The organism is Paenibacillus sp. FSL K6-1318 (assembly GCF_037976905.1).
Lineage (GTDB): Bacteria > Bacillota > Bacilli > Paenibacillales > Paenibacillaceae > Paenibacillus > Paenibacillus amylolyticus_A.
Map to the genome: position 1 here is coordinate 3,302,755 of NZ_CP150270.1, position 18,054 is coordinate 3,320,808.

The following is an 18,054-nucleotide window of genomic DNA, read 5'->3' on the forward strand; positions in this document are numbered from 1 at the left end:
GATATCAATCGTTTATTTCCGCCTTTTATTCGACATATAACGTGGTTAACAGCCATTATATGACATTGACATAAAGACTTATCGTTTGATAGGATCAATTAAATTTTACAATTCATACAAGAATACTTGGTTATAGAAGGGCGGTTAAATTTACATGCAGCAAACCTCATCCGAGACACCATGTTTTGCGGCAACTCATTATGTTTTTGACAATTTGGAGGAGGCCTTCGCTCAGCAACCTGTCGCAACCGTATCCCGAATCAACGAAACTTACGAGGAGCAATCAATCATCTTGTTTCTTGTTAAGGGTTACGAGACTGGACCGTCCGTATGGATTCAGGCCGCCTTACATGGGGATGAGCATGATGGAATTGTAGCTTGTGCCAGATTGTTGGCAGATGTCTCGTCAGAAGACCTGCGTGGGAATTTGATTGTATGTCCTGTCACTAACCCAACGGCCATGCTCGCAGGGACCAACGCCAGTCCGCTGGATGGTATCAACCTAAATCGGGTTTTTGGTCAAAATGTTGATCCAGCGTCATACTCCAGTCGTTATGGTCAGTGGCTGGCTGATCACATTACAAAATATGCCGACTTTTTGATTGATCTGCATGGGGGAGGTCGCTGGCTTGATGTATGTCCGTTCGCAATGGTTGCGAGTGATCACGATGGCGCGTTCAATCGTAGCATGGCTGCGCTAAGCCAGGTACCGCTGACAGCAACGTTCATCTGTCGCGATGATGCCAAAGGCATGCTTATCAACGAGGTTTGCAAAAAAGGCATCCCGGCAGTATTGCTGGAGAGCGGAGGTGGCAACCGTTGGACAGACACTGCCGTTCATACGCACTTTCATAGTATTCGCTTGATTCTGGATCAACTCGGCGCATATTCAGCCGATGCGCAACAGAAAGAGTGCGGAACTTATCGTGCAAACTGCAAACCATTACAGATTAGAGAGATTGCGGAATTGAGGTTCGTGAAGAGTGGTATTCTGACATTCAGCCGGCAAGCCGGGGATGTCGTCAGACAGGGTGAAGAACTGATCCGGGTATTGTCATACCCGGAACTAGAAGAGCATTCTATAATCTGTCCTATTGCACATGGTGTCATTTTATCCATCCATGCAGCATCGACCGTCCACAACGGCGGTTATGCGGTCATGCTGGGCAAATTAACATAAATTAAACAAAACGGGGGTTTACATCATGAAAAAGAGCAAATTTCTCCTGAGCCTTACCTTATTGGCTGTAATTGCCGCAGGCTGCTCAACCACAAGCAAATCGGGGAGCGAACCAGATGTCGCCGGTGAAACACCAGCACAAAAGCTGGAGATCACGATTGCGCGGGCATTCGACGTTAACGGTCTTGATCCTGGATTTCTCACCGAAAATGCACAAGTCGTGGATAACATCTTCGATACACTCGTCAAGCGGGACGAGAATGAACAGCTCGTGCCAGGACTTGCAACAAGCTGGAGCCAAGTCGATGACACCACGTGGGAGTTCAAACTACGGGAAGGTGTAACGTTCACCAACGGTGAGCCGTTTAACGCCGATGCGGTTAAATATTCACTTGATCGCGTTCTTGATCCGGCGAACAATGCACCGACTGCCAGTTACGTTTCCACAATCAAAGAAGTGAACGTGGTGGATGAACATACGATTAATGTCGTGACGAAGAAGCCTGATCCACTCGTCCCTACGCGTTTTAATCGTTATCCAACTGAGATTGTGCCTCCAAAATATGCCGAAGAAGTTGGACAAGAGCAGTTTGCTCAAAAACCGGTCGGCACTGGTCCATACAAGTTCGTAAGTTGGGACAAAGGCAGCAACGTTGTTCTAGAAGCTAATGCTGATTACTGGGGCGGAGAACCTGCTGTCAAAAAAGTAACTTTCCGTTCCATCCCTGAGGCTTCCACACGTGTAAGTGCACTGCTCAATAATGAGGTAGATCTCATCACAGCCGTATCTCCAGAAGATCGTGAGAAGATTGAATCTTCATCTACAGCGCGTTTGTCCACTGTGGAACGAGCAGGCAACACCGTATATGTCGGCTTCAAAACCGATGTGAAACCTTTTGATGATCCAAAAGTAAGACAAGCACTGAACTATGCTATCGACGTGAAATCCATCGTGGACAAAGTACTTCAGGGTGCTGCTGTTCAGACCAACAGCTTGATCGGTCCGAAAGATTTCGGATACGCTGGCGAGCCTGAAGGTTACGGGTACGATCCAGAGAAAGCGAAGCAGCTGCTGGCTGAAGCAGGATACCCAGATGGTTTTTCCGCAACGCTGGATACGGTAGGCTGGTACATTAAAAACACCGATGTGGCACAAGTCATCGCAGAACAACTCAAAGCCGTTGGTGTGAACATCAAAGTCAACAATGTGGAAAGTTCGGTATATCGTACGCTTGTACCTGCAGGTAAGCAATCCGACATGTACGTCCTTGGCTGGAGCAGCACCAACACACTGGATGCAGATGCGGCGATCTATGCGATCCTTCGTTCTGGGGAGTCTTACTCGACATACGCGAACCCAGACGTGGACGCAAAGCTGGATGAAGCACGGTCCGTTACAGACGAGAATAAGCGTAAACAACTTTACCAAGAAATTCAGGATGAAGTGTTGAAAGACGCACCACGTGTCTTCCTGTACCAGGAGAACCAGTATTATGGCGTGGCAGATCGTTTGAAATGGGACGGCCGCGTAGATGGGTCAATTCCAGTATCTACCATTACAGCTAGTAACGAGTAAATCGGCAAGCGTCAACGGTGTTTGGCCAAGTCCGGATGGGAGTGTTAACCATTGAAGCATTACGTGCTGAAACGTTTGGGACAATCGGTACTTGCAGTCCTCGGCGCGGCAACCCTAGTATTTTTCATTATCCGGTTGTCGGGTGATCCCGCACGCCTGATGCTTCCACCCGAAGCCAGTGAAGAACAGGTGACCGCCCTTCGGGTGAGCCTTGGCTTTAATCAGCCACTCTGGATGCAGTACATTGATTATCTGAAAAACCTGTTTACCGGTGATCTGGGTAATTCCCTATATTACAAGGAATCTGCGCTGAAACTGGTGCTGGAACGCATGCCCGCAACTATCGATCTTGCCATGTTCGCCATCATTATTGCGATCACTGTCGGACTGCTTGCAGGTATCGTGTCGGCGTACAAGAAAAACAGCTGGATTGACTATGTGATCAATGCTTGGATTTTCTTAACCCAATCGCTACCGGTATTCTGGATCGGGATTGTGTTGATTATGATCTTCGCTGTTAACCTTCACTGGTTGCCGACTTCAGGCAACCGGGGGTTGGAATCAATTATATTACCCGCGTTGACTCTGGCAGCATACCCAATCGCACCCATTGCTCGCACCATGCGAGCATCACTCATTGAAGTCATGGATAAGGGCTATATGATCACAAGTCAGGCCCAAGGCTTCTCTAAACCAAGCCGGATTTTGAAACGCGGACTCAAAAACGCGTTTCTTCCGGTCATTACCGTCATCAGTTTGGAATTCGGGGTCATGATCGCTGGTGCAGTCGTGACGGAAACGATTTTTTCCTGGCCAGGTGTAGGACAACTGATTATCCAAGGTGTCAGCAACCGCGATTTCCCACTGGTGCAGGCAAGTATTCTTGTGATTAGTGTCATCTATATTGCCATTACATTGGTGACAGATCTGATATACCACCGCATTGATCCTAGAATCAAAGTGCACTAAACGAGGAGGGGGATATCCATGAAAAAACGATCTTTGCTCCGCGCCAATGCCAAGGGCATTGCCAGCATAAGTTCGTTAACCGTCATCTTTGCGCTGACGGTGTTTGCCCCGCTGTTCGCACCGTTTGATCCGTACAGGCAATCTTTGCAAGATATCCTCATTTCTCCACTGAGCTCTTACAGTGCAGGTGGAGGCACGAGCTTGCTGGGGACCGACCAGTTGGGCAGGGATGTGCTCAGCAGATTGTTGTATGGTGGCAGGCTGTCGCTCTGGATCAGTATCATCGCTGTAGTGATTTCCGGTGTGCTGGGTAGCGTGATCGGTATCGTTTCCGGATATTTCGGAGGTAAAACGGACGCGGTTTTAATGCGTCTTGCGGACATTCAGATGTCTATTCCAAGCATGTTGCTGGCCATCGTTATGGTTGCCGTGCTGGGATCGGGGTTGACCAATATTGTCATCGTACTTGCAGTGACAGGCTGGGTGACATTTGCTCGCGTCGTTCGTAGTCAAGTACTGTCACTGAAAGAATTGGAATATGTCGAAGCGGCTAAAGCAATGGGCGTGCCGAGCATCAACATCATGGCAAAGCACATCTTGCCGAACACACTTTACACCATTGCGACGCAGGCAGCCTTACAGATGTCACATATGATCCTGCTCGCGGCAGCATTGAGCTTTCTGGGGCTAGGCATCGATGTATCCACGCCTTCCTGGGGTGGTATGGTCAATGATGGTAAAAGTTATATCAGCTCGGCATGGTGGTTATCCACGATTCCTGGTCTGGCCATTGCATTAGTTATCATGACCATTAACTTGTTCGGGGATTGGCTTAGGGACAGAGCTGAGTTGCGATGAACGAGGGATTGATGTCCACGGACAGATAAAATGGTTGAATCATCACAGAAAGGAGGCTGGAGAGCGTGTACTTTATATCGCGAGAACGCATCGAACAGAGCGGCATTGCAGATCCCATCGTTACGCAGCGTCTGATCGAGCGAACCTTCCGACAGAAGGCGCAGGGAACAGCTGTTAGTGCCCAAGAGGTTGCGATGGCTGCCGGAGCCAGAGAAGCGGGAGCATTCTATTCCTTGCCTGCGTATCTGGCAGAAGAGGGAGTGGCTGGCCTCAAATGGACTTCACATGTGCCACAACCGGACCACGGCTTGCCATATACCCACCCGATCGTCTTGCTTAATGAGCTGGCAACGGGAAGACCCCTTGCCATTCTGGAGGGTGAGTTGATCAGCGGTCTGCGCACAGGTGCGGTCTCCGCTACAGCCATCAAAACCTTGGCTGGATCGCGTGCATCATCGCTACTTGTCTGCGGCTCGGGTTATCAGGCCGGTCACCAGCTTCGCAGTATCGTACCGTTCATGCCTGAACTGAAGGAAGTTCACGTGTGGAGTCGAACGCCGCTACATGCAGAGCAACTGGTAGAGCAACACACATGTATACTCAGAGAGCGCGGTATTCAAGCCCGTGTACACGTGTCTTTGCCAGATCATCTTGATTTCGCAGAGGTCGTGGTCGGTGCCACGGCAGCATCTGAACCTTATCTGCGTGCGGAACATTTTGTTCGGGGGCATCTGTACCTTCATGTCGGTATGCGCGATATTGATTCGGAAGCTATTCAGTCATTTGATGATATCGTGTGTGATGATTACGAAGCTGGTGTTCCATCCAGCAGCCAGTCATTGTTCGGTCTTGCACGTAAGTCGCCTGATATTGTCCGGAAGGTGACTTTGCTGGAAACTCTTTTAGCCCAGCCAGATCAAGCAAAACAACAGCATCCAAGTCGCAAAACCATGTTCAACGCGTTCGGATTATCCATTTTCGATCTTGTGCTTGCCCACGAAGCGTTGAAACGGCTGGTAGAGCCAGCGGGAGAAAACTTGGAACAATTCGTTCTTAGCAAGGAGAGAAAGATATGACAGAACCAAAACTCCTGCGCATGGAAGAATTAGGTGTTCGATTTACCAAACGGGATCAGCACACCGATGTGCTCCATAAAATATCTTTTGACATCCATGAAGGAGAAATACTGTGTCTTGTCGGCGAGTCTGGCAGCGGCAAAAGTGTTGCTGCCAAATCGATTATGCAACTGTTGCCTCGACCTGCTGCGGAATATACTCACGGGCATATCTGGTTCGACGGTCAAGACTTGCTGACATTAAATGAGAAACAGATGGAGAGCATTCGCGGTAAACGAATCGCCATGGTGTTCCAGGATGCCTTGAGTGCACTGAATCCGGTCTATACGATTGGAACGCAGATGGTGGATGTGATTCGCCTGCATGCCCCTAAGCGGATCAGTAAAAAGGTTGCGCTTGAAGAAGCAAAATCATGGTTAACGCAAGTGGAAATCCGGAATGTAGGCGATGTCGTGAAGCAATATCCGTTTCAACTATCTGGTGGCATGCGGCAGCGTGTGATGATTGCGATGGCCTTGTCATCACGACCAGAACTGTTGCTTGCTGACGAGCCGACAACAGCGCTGGATGTAACGGTGCAAGCACAGATTTTACGACTGATCCAGAAACTGAAGAAACAATACGGTATGACCGTGCTGTTCATCACCCACGACCTTGGTGTTGTTCACGAGATTGCTGATCGGGTTATCGTCATGAGGCACGGGAATCTCGTGGAAGAGGGTACAAAGGAAGATATATTCCAACGACCTGAACATCTGTACACAAAGCAGTTGTTAAATAGTATGCCTCGCATTTATTTCGAGGGGGTGGAATCATGAACAAGCCCCTACTGGAGGCACAGGGACTGAATAAAGTATATCGCACGCGGAGCGGCACCGATTTTGCGGCTGTTCGTGATGTATCCTTTCATCTTCGGCAAGGGGAGACGTTAGGCATTGTTGGCGAATCCGGAAGTGGCAAAACAACAGTTGCGAAAATGGTCACTGGCATGATTCCTCTCACATCGGGCACGATTTCCTTGGGGGACAAATCCTTGAGCGGAACGAAGCGTATTCGCTCCGACAGACGCAGCATCCAGTACGTGTTCCAGGACCCAGTGTCCTCCCTGAACCCAAGATGGAGGATCAGAGATATCGTGGCTGAACCACTGAAGCTGTACTTTCAACTGAGTCCTAAAGCGATCGACAGCCGTGTTGATGAGTTGCTGGACGATGTAGGACTACCAAGGGAGTACAGATCCCGTTATCCTGGAGAACTGTCCGGTGGGCAATGTCAACGGGTGGGTATCGCCAGGGCCCTTGCTGCGGAACCAGCTGTCATCGTCTGTGATGAGCCGACTTCGGCGCTGGACATGACGATTCAGGCTCAAATTTTGGATTTGTTGAAAACTCTCCAGCAGCAGAAAGGACTTTCATATCTGTTTATCGCCCACGGACTTGAAGTAATCTATAGCATTTCGCACCGCGTAATGGTCATGAAAGATGGACAGATCGTGGAAGAGGGCGAGACCAAACGTATTTTCCATGAGCCACAGCATGACTATACACGGACGCTGATTCAGGCGATCCCACGAATCGAGATTCCTCGTTTCGAATAAGTATCCACGTGATCGTACAATTCATAACATTTAATTGAATAAGAGGAGGAACCCCAATATGAGCAGTGTCGTACCTGCATTACAATATGAAGAGATGACTCAGGAAGCCAAGAATTTCGTTGATGAGCGAATCAAAAGTGGCAGTCGTGTAACCAATATGGTAAAAACGCTGCTGTATTCCATGCCGTCCTTCGATGCAATGGAATTTTATCCTGTACGCAATGAATTGCAAAAGATTATTGGCAGCCGCGCCATTTATTTCTACTGTTATGCCATTTCTACCGAAAATGATTGTCTTGTTTGCTCCACGTACCACGCCAAGCTTCTCCGGGATCTGAATATCAGTTTTAATGAGTTCGAGTTCACTGAAATTGAACAGATGCTGATTGATTACGGTCGTGGGCTGGTTAACAACGCGAACACCATCGATGAATCCATATACGACAGATTAAGAAGTCAGTTCACATCGGAAGAGATCGTACTCATCACCACGGTTGGATGCAAAATGATCGCTTCCAACATCTTCAACGAAGCCTTAAAAGTCGATCTGGATGAGTATCTATTCGAAGTGGAATTTGACAAAAACATACTTCCTGCCAAGTCCTGATTCAATTAGAACCACCTCATTCATCCGGAAACGGTAATGAGGTGGTTTTGCTTATGCTGGATGCTGTTTAACTTGGGGCAAAACGATTTAGAAATCGGTTGAATATCGATGTAACTGCTCCATATCCAACACCTTTAATGTTCTATTTTCCTTAATGATGATCTGCTCCTGGGCCAAATCGCTTAATAATCTTCTAATATGTCGATCGGAGATTCCCATCATGCTTGAAATATCTTTCATGACAAAAGGAATCGTTACCGACTCAAATTTTTCCGAGGTTTGCAGAATATATTTACAGAGCTTATTTTTTGCAGGATACAACAATGACCTTGCATTTTTTGCTGAAGACTTCATGAGTTTATCCGTGAGAACCGTACACATATGCGATAAAAAAGAGACTGATTTGGTCAAATGAGAATGTACAATCTCCAAAGGGATCAGAAGAATGGTTGACGATACAACAGCGACAGCAGTATGAAGATAATTGCATTGTTGAAAAAATTCCAAGTCACCCAACACTCCATTTTTTTCTACATAATCGACAACGGCTACGTTTCCTTGATCAGAATAATTATGAATTGCGACCCTGCCTTCAATTACGATATAAACGTACTGCAATTCGTTGCCTGAGACGACAACCGTCTCGTTTTTCTTATACATTTTCACTTGCAGAGTGGTCAAAGCTTCATCAGTAATGATTTCCTGTAAATTCGCTTTGAGGACCGCTGCTGTGATATCAGGGTGAACCTTTATGGGCATAACACATGAGGACTCCTTCACTAACTATTTTAGATCGTCCATTTTCTCCCGATCATTCTACATAAGTGATTATTTGATGTACTCTCCAAAAGGCGGACATTTGTCCTTATTGACAGTCCTTTTTTAATATTATACTTACCTCGAATTATAAAACAACGGAGTGGGACATAGGGGGGAACTTGTGATGAACAGTATTATTGATGATCAAAGTTTGGCTAATGCGGGGTTAGTGAGAATGCAGTGGTTTAGAGAGAGAATGCCTTTGATCACAGAAGTGAATCAATTGTTACAAGAGCAGCAAGTCCTTAAAGGAATGACTATTGCGATCAGTATGCATATTGAGCCCAAAACGGGATTCTGGGTAGAGGGTCTTCTAGCGAGTGGGGCTGCACATATCTATTTAGTCGGGTGTCTTGGAACAACGAAGAAGGATACCGCAGCATATTTGGCATCACTACCTAATGTCACGGTTTTAGCGAAAGAAGGAGATCGTTATGACGATCACAAACGTTACCTGCAGATGGTCATGGAACATAAAATCGATCTCTTCCTCGACAATGGTGCAAGCCTGATTCTTGCTCACCATGAACTGAAACCCGATTGGAACCCCATCGGTGCAAACGAAGAGACACGTACGGGAAGGTTGTTGATTGAGAAGAGTGGTGTTAAGCCTGATTATCCCGTTATCGTGATTGATGACTCGCCCTTGAAGCAGACTTTTGAGAACGCGCTGGGTGTTGGACAGTCTGTTGTAGATGGTTTCATGCGCACAACCAGTCTTCTCGTTGGAGGGAAAAAAGTTCTTGTTGTAGGTTATGGTTATTGCGGCAGCGGCATTGCTAAAAAGTTCCGGGGATTAGGCGCGAATACGTTAGTCTATGACATGAATCCTGTTCATCTCTTAAATGCAAAAACGGACGGGCATTGGGTTGGCGAACTGCACGAGTTAATTCCCGAAGCGGATGTGATCATTACGGCAACTGGATCTTTTAATGTTATTACCAAGCAGCATATCCCACTTTTCAAAGAAAAAGTCATTCTTGCTAATTCAGGGCACTACGGTTTTGAAATCAATGTGGAAGAAATCAAGCAAGCTTCTCAATCCGTTGAAATCGTGAAAGAAGGGATTGAACGAATAAGTTTTGCAGAGAAAAGTATCTATTTGCTTCATCATGCAAACCCTCTTAATTTGGCAGGAGCTGACGGTAATCCCATCGAGATTATGGACATGGGCTTTGCACTAATTTCCTATTCTGCCTATCGTATAATTACAAATGCGGAATCACTGCAACATGGTTTGCAACCTGTACCGAAAGATATTGATAGTCAAGTTAGTAAGTTATTTATGAACTCTATACAATAGAGACGTCTATTTGAAAATATACCCCTAAAATGGATTTGGAACAAAACACTAGTTTATCTAATGACATTCTAGGGGCACATAGCTAAATTGATTGAGAGCATAGAATGTTCGATCCTTAAGCTATGATTTTTAATTTGTTTGATGTAAGATTGACAAGGAATAAGTTTATATTTTTACATATGAAGATGAGAACAGTGATACATATAAAGGAGTGCACTGATTGAATGTAATAGATGGTGAAATAGTCGTACTTTTGCTGTTCAGTTTCTATATTCTATTAATGTACGGAATGCCGATTATCTTAATCATAGTGGGATATTTTATATTTAAAGGTTACAAGAAGCGCAGGGGTATGAGGACGAGCGATAAGTCAGTGGCTCCTGATGGGAAGCAAGCTAATATTAAACCATAGGATTAATGTTGGTACCACCACATTTAGAGGGACCAGAGTATGGCCCAATTGAGAGCCGCTATTGTAGCGGCTTTTTTTGGTTTTTATTAAATAAGGGGAAAACATATCATCCCCCCCTTAACATAGATAAGTAATAAGGAACCCTATTGATCATATTGATGTGTCTATGCTGGCTGAGAATACCTGAATGCAGACCTATGAAGAGTTACGTTTTTTGAACACTTTGAAGAAAATCGAACTGTAAAGGTACGCCATCACCATAGGGATTAGATATGAAACGTAAGACCAGAAGATATTCCATCCATTAAAATACCACACTTTTCCGAACTCTTTGGCGATCCATTCAACAATAGTCAACATGAGAGCTGATACAAATACGGCGATCCATGGATGTGCTCGATGTCTGTTAATAAAGTATATCATGAGACATCCTGCCATAGGGAAAAGGCCCACATCGAAAGGCAGACCTGCAAAGGAGCGATTCGTGAATTCCGGAGCAAGGTGCCAAAAATAATTAAAACCGATATTATTGATAACGGCCGATGTTGATGTTGTAGTCTAAGCTTACGTTGTCTCGCCGTATTCTTTACCGTAGTCCGCCATCTTTTCAAGGATCGGAAGTAATTTGATTCCCTTGTCTGTTAATGAGTACTCGACCCGTGGAGGAACTTCCGGATAGACAACCCGTTGAATAACGCCATCATTCTCCAATTCTTTAAGCTGCTTCGTAAGAGAGCCTTGAGACAGATCTCCAAGAAATTTTTTGATATCCGTATATCGACGTGTTTCGTCTTTTAGATACCATAATATAAAATATTTCCATCGTCCGGAAAGAACATTCTGTGTAAAAGCTATGGCGTACATATCACTTTTTCCATCTATAAAGTCTTGATCAAATCCTTCGTTGCATACTCTCATTCTTATCACTCCTGATCCAAAGGTACAAAAAGATGTACTATGTTCATTTAAATTGCCCTCTTTGCAAACAAAACGAATACACCTATGATGGTGTCAACACCAAAACAATTTTAGTTTACCTAAAATGTGAAAGAATGATATCTTGCTTGTATAGTTAGCAAGCTAAATAAATATACCATAGAAAGGAGTGACTGATAAGAGCATACAGCAAGTAGAAGGAAATAGGGATGCGTTTTTTTAGATATACATGGTTGGGAACAAACTGATATTCGATCATACCGTGAACTATAACAAGGGAGTTGTTTAATCATGAGTAAAAAAATTCGTACAGGAATCATAGGAGCTTCAATTAATAACGGATGGGCAAATGGAACCCATATTCCAGCTATTGAGAACCTGGATGAGTACGAGCTTACCGCAGTGGGAACAAGTAATATGGCAAGTGCCAAGAAGAGTGCAGAAGCTTTCCGCGCAGATCACGGATTTGATAACATCGAGGAATTGGCTAATCATGCCGATGTCGATATGGTAGTTGTTAGCATTAACGTTAGGGAGCATTATCATGCAGTCAAAGCCACCGCTACTGCTGGAAAACCAATCTATTGTGAATGGCCTCTGGGTTCTAATACAGAGGAAGCGCTTGAAATGAAGGATTGGGTATCCTCTGCCCAATTGCCAAATGCGATTGGACTTCAGGCCAGACAAGCACCAGCAATTCAGTATGTGAAAGATCTGTTGGCAGAGGGTTATGTTGGGAAAGTGTTGTCTGCCAACCTGAAGATCTCTATAGATGGCATGGGTGGCGTTGGTGACAAGTCGACTGCGTACTTGTTTGACCGGAAGGTTGGAGGGAACTTGCTGACCATTGTAGGGGGACATAATCTGGATGCCTTCACTTACATGCTTGGGGACTTTACAGAATTGTCTGCCAACACAGCTCAACAGTTTCCAGAAGTTGAATTGGTAGATATTCAGAAAGTCATCAAGAAAACAACAGATGATCAGATCATGATTACTGGAAAATTGACTAATGGTGCAGCAGCCAGCGTTCATATTCAAGGTGGAGTTAAACATCTGACAGGACAAACGTTAGAAATTTTCGGAGACAAAGGAACCATCGTGCTGAGTGCACCTGCATCCATTCAATTCGGATCACACCAATTACGTGGTGCGGGATCAATGGACAACGAACTTCGTGAACTACGTATTCCTGATTCCTATTACTATGTTCCTGATTCACTTAAATCCGACTCTGGATTTGTTCTGAATATAGCTCAAGCTTATCGCAAGTTCGCCCAAGATATCCAAGAGGGGACATCTCTGACACCTAATTTCGCGGATGCGGTAAAACTTCATCGGTTACTTGATGCTGTCGAAAAATCAGCACAGAGCGGTGAACGTCAATATCTATAATCTTCAAGGAGAAGAACGTTATGAATAAAAGAAGAGAGATGCAACTGGCACTACAGATGGTTTCGGGATATGGAGCAGAATTCAGTGCGTGGAGGATGCCTGGGACAGATCCGGGAGCTTATACAAACACGGATAGTTATGTGGAACGAGCCAAAATGGCCGAAAAAGGAAAATTTCATATGATTTTCATCGCTGATACACCAGCACTAACCGTTAAGTTGGGTCCTCAAACGCCTATGTTTCCTATGGACCCAATGCTGGCACTGATGGCCGTAGCAAGAGAGACAACGCACACTGGATTAGTTGCTACGCTATCAACGACATTTAATTATCCCTACAACATTGCACGTCAGTTCAAAGCATTGGATGTAATCAGTCATGGACGTGTGGGATGGAATGCGGTTACCACATCCGATCCTGCAGCCGCGGCAAACTTTGGGGCACGTGTGGCAAGTCGCCAGGAACGTTACGACAAAGCACATGAAAGCATTCAGATTGTTCAGTCCTTATGGGGAAGTTGGGAATCAGATGCTTGGACGTTAGATGTGGAGGGAGGGGAATTTGCGGATATGAACAAAATCCGGCCTATTAACCTTCAAGGTCAATATTATGCATCTCGTGGTCCTCTACCGATTCCTCCATCCGAGCAAGGACAGCCGGTTATTTTCCAAGCTGGAGGGGGAAGTGAAGGACTTGAGTTGGCGGGAAAATACGCTTCAGGTGTATATGCTAATCCATATGACATAGAGTCCGCTCGTGAGCAGAGACTAGCTATTCAACAAAGTGCTATTCGTTTCGGTCGAAACCCAGATGATATCAAAATGTTTGCAGGTTTTATGTTTTCTCTGGCTGCTACGGAAGAAGAAGCGTTGGAACGTCGAAAACAGCTCATGAGTTTTAATCCCCAGGAAATCCCCAGCAGAGTAAGTTACCTTGGTTCCATGATCGGTATACCGCTCTCGGTAAACTCGGTAGATATTGATAAACCATTAGAACCAAACTTGTTGAGAAATGCATATGCCAACCCAATGGACCCCCGTTCCGCAAGGGCTTTGAAGTTACTTTTAGAAGGATTAACGATACGCGAGGTTCTGGCCCATGGTGTTATTAACTATCACCCAGTGGTTGCAGGCACCCCGACACAGGTTGCTGACTTCTTGGAAGAATGGTTTTTGGCTGAAGCATGTGACGGATTCTCAGTTGTGCCCGATGTATCTTTTGATGGCGTTGCAGATTTTGTGAATCAGGTAGTACCTATCTTGCAGGAACGCGGTTTGTTCCATAAGGAATATGAAGGAAAAACACTACGCGAGAATATGGGCGTTCCTTACGAATACGGATTGCAGGAAAATGGAATCAACGGATAAAGGAGAGGTTCTTAATGAATAACACACTCGAATTGCTTCATAACCATACATCGTATCGTTCTTACACATCTCAACCTTTGACAGCAGAGCAAAGAGATGCAATCTTTCAGGCAGCTAATCAAACTTCATCGTTCAGTCTTCTGCAGGCTGTATCCATTATTCGCATCACAGATCCAGTGCTTCGAAAAAAAGTCAGACATCTCTGTGTCGATCAACCCTATATTGAAGAAGCAGCAGAATTCTGGATCTTCTGTGCAGATTTCAACCGAAATCATGAAATTGCTCCGGATGTGGATATTGAATATATTGAATTTCTGTTGATTGGTTCATTCGATGCCGGACTGATGGCACAAAATGCATTAACCGCGGCTGAATCGCTGGGACTTGGCGGCGTGTTCATTGGTGGGGTCAGAGCTAATATTAGCGAACTATCTGACGTATTGAATTTACCGAAATATGTTATCCCTCTGGTGGGATTATGTATCGGTAATCCAGCTGAAGATAAGCCGGAACTGAAACCTCGGCTCCCTCAATCCATGGTATTGCTTGATAATCAATACCAACCAATGGATCAAGAGAAATTAGCAATTTATGATGAGACCATGCTGAAGTATTATGAAAATCGTCCGACGAGAGCTCCTTTCACCGTAAAAAAAGTAAAAGGATGGAGTGACCATATCCAGGATCACCTCGAGAGAAGTATTCAACCGCAAATGATGGCCTACTTGAACAAGCAAGGTTTTGCCAAAAAATAAGGACCAAACCAATGTATCCTTCTGAAACTTGGTTAGAAAAAGGTACTTATAACGATACTAGGGTGAATTGACACCTCTATTACCCCATGATACATTTAGTCTGCTAAATATAATTCGGATGGCAGGGAGGAATCGTTCATGACAGATGCAGTAGATTGTGATATTCGACAGTCCTTAGATCGAATTTCCTCCCAAATGCGTCGAAATTATAGTGAATCTCTTCGGGAACTTAATCTCTATGTAGGACAAGATAATTTGTTGTATCGACTGTGGTTGGGTGATGGTGTAACACAGATGCAACTAAGTGATCATATGAAATGCGAACCACCAACCGTCACGAACATGGTCAAATCATTGGAGCAGAACGGATTTATATATCGTAAACGGGATGTACAGGATGCAAGGATTATGCGTATCTTTCTAACCGATAAGGGCAAAGAATTAGAAAAACCGGTTGAGCTTAAATGGAGAGAGCAGCAAGAGAAATTACTTCAATCCATTCCTTTGGAGGATCGGTTAATATTGCGGAAATTAATGCATCAAATGGAGCGAAACATCCTATAATTTAAGCAAGTTTCACTAAACTAAATGGAATGAACGATACAGAGTCGCTATTATAGCGGCTTTTTTTTATTGCTGAGATAGGATTGTGATAATTCAAGTTAATTTTGTTCATTTAGATGCTCATGAGATTACAGTACACTGAAATTACATACAACCGGAACACACTAAACATGAACAATGTGAGGAATTATAATTCGTTGGAGGTTTTAACGTGAAGACCAACAATATTGGGTTTAATCAACCTGCTGGAAGATGGGAAGAGGCATTACCTATCGGAAATGGAACTCTTGGGGCATGATTTTTGGGAAAACACAGATCGAGAGAATTCAGCTCAATGAAGATAGTCTATGGTACGGTGGTCCGATGCAGCGGAATAATCCTCAAGCACTTGAATCTTTATCTCAGATCAGAAACCTGATTTTTGATGGCAAGATTAGTGAAGCAGAAGAACTCGCAGCAGTTACTCTGGTAGGTGTTCCTGATGGGCAAAGACATTATGAGCCATTAGGGGATTTGTATATCGCTATGGATCACAGTGAGTATGAACCGAATGAATACCAAAGACATCTCGATCTGGAACAAGGCAAGGTAAACGTGAATTATACCGTAGATCAATCCATTTACAGCCGTGATTATTTTGCTAGCTATCCGGATCAAGTACTCGTTGTTCATCTCCAATCTAGCGTGCCTGGAAAGTTATCTTTCTCCACTATTTTTGGCAGGGGAACCATTCTGGAATCAACATCCTATTCAGATATTCTTAAGCATCCTGTTGGTTTTCAATCCTATCTGGACCGGATCGAGAAGCATGGAACGAATAACTTGATCATCCGGGGAAGAAGTGGGGGAGAAGAAGGAATCCGATTTTGTTGTGCGATTCGTCTTATATCTGAAGGAGGGCAGATTCACTATTCAAGCGGTCAGCTTTCTTTGAAGCACGGTAATTCAGCGACTATTCTAATCTCGGCCTGCACAGATTTCCGAGTACCCAAGGAACAACTCGAATCGGAGTGCCTCCGCAGAATTGAGGCTGTTTCAACAAAGCCATATAGCGAACTGCTCGCCGACCATGTCTCGGACTATCAATCCTTATTCAAAAAGATGGATATACATTTCGAAGATGAAAATAACGATGTGATATGTTCCGAACTTCCAATCGGTCAGCGCCTTGAACGGCTTAGAGCTGGTAAGCATGATCCGGAACTGATGAGTCTATACTTTCAATTTGGTCGCTATCTGCTTATCTCAAGCAGCCGTCCAGGTTCTTTACCGGCAAACCTTCAAGGGATATGGAATAAAGACATGCTTCCGATATGGGATAGCAAATATACGATTAATATTAATACACAGATGAACTACTGGCCTGCAGAAAGCTGCAATCTGTCTGAATGTCACGTTCCATTGTTTGATTTTATAGAGCGATTGCAAGTCCGAGGAAAGGAAACCGCTAGAACCATGTATGGATGCAAGGGGTTCGTTGCTCATCATAATTCGGATATCTGGGCAGACACTGCTCCGCAGGATGTATGCATGACATCGACGTTTTGGACCATGGGAGGAGCATGGCTTTCATTACATCTGTGGGACCATTACGAATACAATAAGGATATTCAATTTCTCGAAAACGTTTACTCCACGATGAAAGATGCCGCTATGTTTATTCTGGATTATCTAATAGAGGATCCTTCCGGCCATTGGGTGATATGTCCTTCGTCCTCACCGGAAAATCGCTATATATTAGATAATGGAGAGGCGGGGTCTTTATGCTTTGGTGCTTCAATGGACAATCAGATTATTAGAGAACTCTTCACGCGTTGCATTGAAAGTACCCGGATCTTGCAAAAAGATCAGGAATTCGGAGAAGTGCTCCGTAGTGCTTTAACCAAAATACCGGAGACCTCCATTGGAAAACATGGACAGATCCAAGAGTGGAGTAACGATTATGATGAATTGGAACCTGGTCACAGACATATTTCCCATTTATTCGCTTTGCATCCTGGAACGCAAATTACGTTGCAATCAACGCCTGATCTGGCTATGGCAGCTCGCGTAACACTCGACAGAAGATTGGAACACGGTGGTGGACACACTGGATGGAGCAGGGCATGGATTCTCAACATGTGGGCACGATTAGAGGAGTCGGAACTTGCACACGCTAACATCGTGGAACTTCTACGTTCCTCCACGTTACCCAATCTGTTCTGCGACCATCCTCCATTTCAAATTGATGGGAACTTTGGAGGTACTGCAGGGATAGCAGAGATGCTTCTCCAGAGCCATGACGAAGTAATCAGATTGTTACCTGCTTTGCCCACAGCCTGGCCAAAAGGATATATTCATGGTGTTCGGGCTCGTGGCGGATTCGAAATAGATCTGGAATGGGAAAATGGTCGTCTGTTGAATACCAGAATTCGCTCTATTGAAGAAACAAGAGTAACCGTATCCTATCAGGACCAAAAGATAGAATTAACCTTTCCTGGCCCCAATTCTATGATTGAATTGAAAGGTTACGACTGGAACGATAATCAAGAAGTTCCTGATTAAGAAATTTATGGTTTTCATATTCAATACTATTATAAAAACGCAACAAATCATACAGTAGTAGCGTCTATTCATCCATAGATTAACAACAGGAGTGAA

Annotated in this window: 16 protein-coding genes; 14 read left to right on the forward strand and 2 right to left on the reverse strand. The window is 44.7% G+C overall.

Annotated features, from left to right (window positions below; all coding sequences use genetic code 11):
* Positions 1 to 154: 154 nt before the first annotated feature.
* From NYE45_RS14605 to NYE45_RS14640, 8 genes are all read left to right on the forward strand, one after another.
* Positions 155 to 1,180 (forward strand): succinylglutamate desuccinylase/aspartoacylase family protein, encoded by a 1,026-nt coding sequence (locus NYE45_RS14605; RefSeq protein WP_340017211.1) that lies wholly within the window; start codon positions 155 to 157, stop codon positions 1,178 to 1,180.
* A 25-nt stretch (positions 1,181 to 1,205) separates the two neighbouring features.
* A complete protein-coding gene (locus NYE45_RS14610; protein WP_340017212.1) occupies positions 1,206 to 2,756 on the forward strand; it encodes an ABC transporter substrate-binding protein in 1,551 nt (516 codons plus the stop codon).
* Positions 2,757 to 2,819: 63 nt separating this feature from the next.
* The gene (locus NYE45_RS14615; protein ID WP_340017214.1) at positions 2,820 to 3,725 is read left to right on the forward strand and encodes an ABC transporter permease; all 906 of its coding nucleotides are present in this window, start codon (positions 2,820 to 2,822) and stop codon (positions 3,723 to 3,725) included.
* Positions 3,726 to 3,743: 18 nt separating this feature from the next.
* A complete protein-coding gene (locus NYE45_RS14620; protein ID WP_340017215.1) occupies positions 3,744 to 4,583 on the forward strand; it encodes an ABC transporter permease in 840 nt (279 codons plus the stop codon).
* Positions 4,584 to 4,648: 65 nt separating this feature from the next.
* The gene (locus NYE45_RS14625; RefSeq protein ID WP_340017216.1) at positions 4,649 to 5,659 is read left to right on the forward strand and encodes a hypothetical protein; all 1,011 of its coding nucleotides are present in this window, start codon (positions 4,649 to 4,651) and stop codon (positions 5,657 to 5,659) included.
* Positions 5,656 to 6,477, forward strand: coding sequence for an ABC transporter ATP-binding protein (locus NYE45_RS14630; RefSeq protein WP_340017217.1), 822 nt, complete (start codon positions 5,656 to 5,658; stop codon positions 6,475 to 6,477). Before NYE45_RS14625 ends, NYE45_RS14630 begins: the two co-directional genes overlap by 4 nt.
* Positions 6,474 to 7,256, forward strand: coding sequence for an ATP-binding cassette domain-containing protein (locus NYE45_RS14635; RefSeq protein ID WP_340017218.1), 783 nt, complete (start codon positions 6,474 to 6,476; stop codon positions 7,254 to 7,256). Before NYE45_RS14630 ends, NYE45_RS14635 begins: the two co-directional genes overlap by 4 nt.
* A gap of 58 nt (positions 7,257 to 7,314) precedes the next feature.
* The gene (locus NYE45_RS14640; protein WP_340017219.1) at positions 7,315 to 7,863 is read left to right on the forward strand and encodes a hypothetical protein; all 549 of its coding nucleotides are present in this window, start codon (positions 7,315 to 7,317) and stop codon (positions 7,861 to 7,863) included.
* 87 nt (positions 7,864 to 7,950) lie between these two features.
* On the opposite strand, the gene NYE45_RS14645 is transcribed toward NYE45_RS14640, so the two are convergent.
* Positions 7,951 to 8,622 (reverse strand): Crp/Fnr family transcriptional regulator, encoded by a 672-nt coding sequence (locus NYE45_RS14645; RefSeq protein WP_340017220.1) that lies wholly within the window; start codon positions 8,620 to 8,622, stop codon positions 7,951 to 7,953.
* A gap of 184 nt (positions 8,623 to 8,806) precedes the next feature.
* Here NYE45_RS14645 and NYE45_RS14650 point away from each other — a divergent pair, with 184 nt between their 5' ends.
* The gene (locus NYE45_RS14650; protein ID WP_340017221.1) at positions 8,807 to 9,985 is read left to right on the forward strand and encodes an adenosylhomocysteinase; all 1,179 of its coding nucleotides are present in this window, start codon (positions 8,807 to 8,809) and stop codon (positions 9,983 to 9,985) included.
* A 976-nt stretch (positions 9,986 to 10,961) separates the two neighbouring features.
* Here NYE45_RS14650 and NYE45_RS14655 read toward each other — a convergent pair.
* Entirely contained in the window at positions 10,962 to 11,315 is a 354-nt protein-coding gene (locus NYE45_RS14655; RefSeq protein ID WP_340017222.1) for a helix-turn-helix domain-containing protein, read from the reverse strand.
* Positions 11,316 to 11,624: 309 nt separating this feature from the next.
* Here NYE45_RS14655 and NYE45_RS14660 point away from each other — a divergent pair, with 309 nt between their 5' ends.
* The 5 genes from NYE45_RS14660 (at position 11,625) to NYE45_RS14680 (ending at position 17,958) form a co-directional block, all read left to right on the forward strand.
* Positions 11,625 to 12,728, forward strand: coding sequence for a Gfo/Idh/MocA family oxidoreductase (locus tag NYE45_RS14660; RefSeq protein ID WP_340017223.1), 1,104 nt, complete (start codon positions 11,625 to 11,627; stop codon positions 12,726 to 12,728).
* A 20-nt stretch (positions 12,729 to 12,748) separates the two neighbouring features.
* Positions 12,749 to 14,095 (forward strand): NtaA/DmoA family FMN-dependent monooxygenase, encoded by a 1,347-nt coding sequence (locus tag NYE45_RS14665; protein WP_340017224.1) that lies wholly within the window; start codon positions 12,749 to 12,751, stop codon positions 14,093 to 14,095.
* Between the two features lie 14 nt (positions 14,096 to 14,109).
* On the forward strand, positions 14,110 to 14,850 hold the full coding sequence (gene nfsA / locus NYE45_RS14670; RefSeq protein ID WP_340017225.1) for an oxygen-insensitive NADPH nitroreductase: 741 nt from the start codon (positions 14,110 to 14,112) through the stop codon (positions 14,848 to 14,850).
* Positions 14,851 to 14,988: 138 nt separating this feature from the next.
* Positions 14,989 to 15,414 carry a MarR family winged helix-turn-helix transcriptional regulator gene (locus NYE45_RS14675; protein ID WP_340017226.1) on the forward strand — a complete coding sequence of 142 codons (426 nt, stop codon included), beginning with the start codon at positions 14,989 to 14,991 and terminating at the stop codon, positions 15,412 to 15,414.
* A 252-nt stretch (positions 15,415 to 15,666) separates the two neighbouring features.
* Positions 15,667 to 17,958: a glycoside hydrolase family 95 protein gene (locus tag NYE45_RS14680; RefSeq protein ID WP_340017227.1), complete on the forward strand. Its 2,292-nt coding sequence runs from the start codon at positions 15,667 to 15,669 to the stop codon at positions 17,956 to 17,958.
* Positions 17,959 to 18,054 lie beyond the last annotated feature (96 nt).

Bases quoted from the DNA above. Each gene is read 5' to 3' on its own strand.
- NYE45_RS14635 (WP_340017218.1), top strand. From the start codon at position 6,474: ATGAACAAGCCCCTACTGGAGGCACAGGGACTGAATAAAGTATATCGC.
- NYE45_RS14645 (WP_340017220.1), bottom strand. From the start codon at position 8,622: ATGCCCATAAAGGTTCACCCTGATATCACAGCAGCGGTCCTCAAAGCG.
- NYE45_RS14650 (WP_340017221.1), top strand. From the start codon at position 8,807: ATGAACAGTATTATTGATGATCAAAGTTTGGCTAATGCGGGGTTAGTG.
- NYE45_RS14680 (WP_340017227.1), top strand. From the start codon at position 15,667: ATGGGAAGAGGCATTACCTATCGGAAATGGAACTCTTGGGGCATGATT.
- NYE45_RS14665 (WP_340017224.1), top strand. From the start codon at position 12,749: ATGAATAAAAGAAGAGAGATGCAACTGGCACTACAGATGGTTTCGGGA.
- NYE45_RS14630 (WP_340017217.1), top strand. From the start codon at position 5,656: ATGACAGAACCAAAACTCCTGCGCATGGAAGAATTAGGTGTTCGATTT.
- NYE45_RS14610 (WP_340017212.1), top strand. From the start codon at position 1,206: ATGAAAAAGAGCAAATTTCTCCTGAGCCTTACCTTATTGGCTGTAATT.
- NYE45_RS14675 (WP_340017226.1), top strand. From the start codon at position 14,989: ATGACAGATGCAGTAGATTGTGATATTCGACAGTCCTTAGATCGAATT.
- nfsA (WP_340017225.1), top strand. From the start codon at position 14,110: ATGAATAACACACTCGAATTGCTTCATAACCATACATCGTATCGTTCT.
- NYE45_RS14660 (WP_340017223.1), top strand. From the start codon at position 11,625: ATGAGTAAAAAAATTCGTACAGGAATCATAGGAGCTTCAATTAATAAC.
- NYE45_RS14620 (WP_340017215.1), top strand. From the start codon at position 3,744: ATGAAAAAACGATCTTTGCTCCGCGCCAATGCCAAGGGCATTGCCAGC.
- NYE45_RS14655 (WP_340017222.1), bottom strand. From the start codon at position 11,315: ATGAGAGTATGCAACGAAGGATTTGATCAAGACTTTATAGATGGAAAA.
- NYE45_RS14640 (WP_340017219.1), top strand. From the start codon at position 7,315: ATGAGCAGTGTCGTACCTGCATTACAATATGAAGAGATGACTCAGGAA.
- NYE45_RS14605 (WP_340017211.1), top strand. From the start codon at position 155: ATGCAGCAAACCTCATCCGAGACACCATGTTTTGCGGCAACTCATTAT.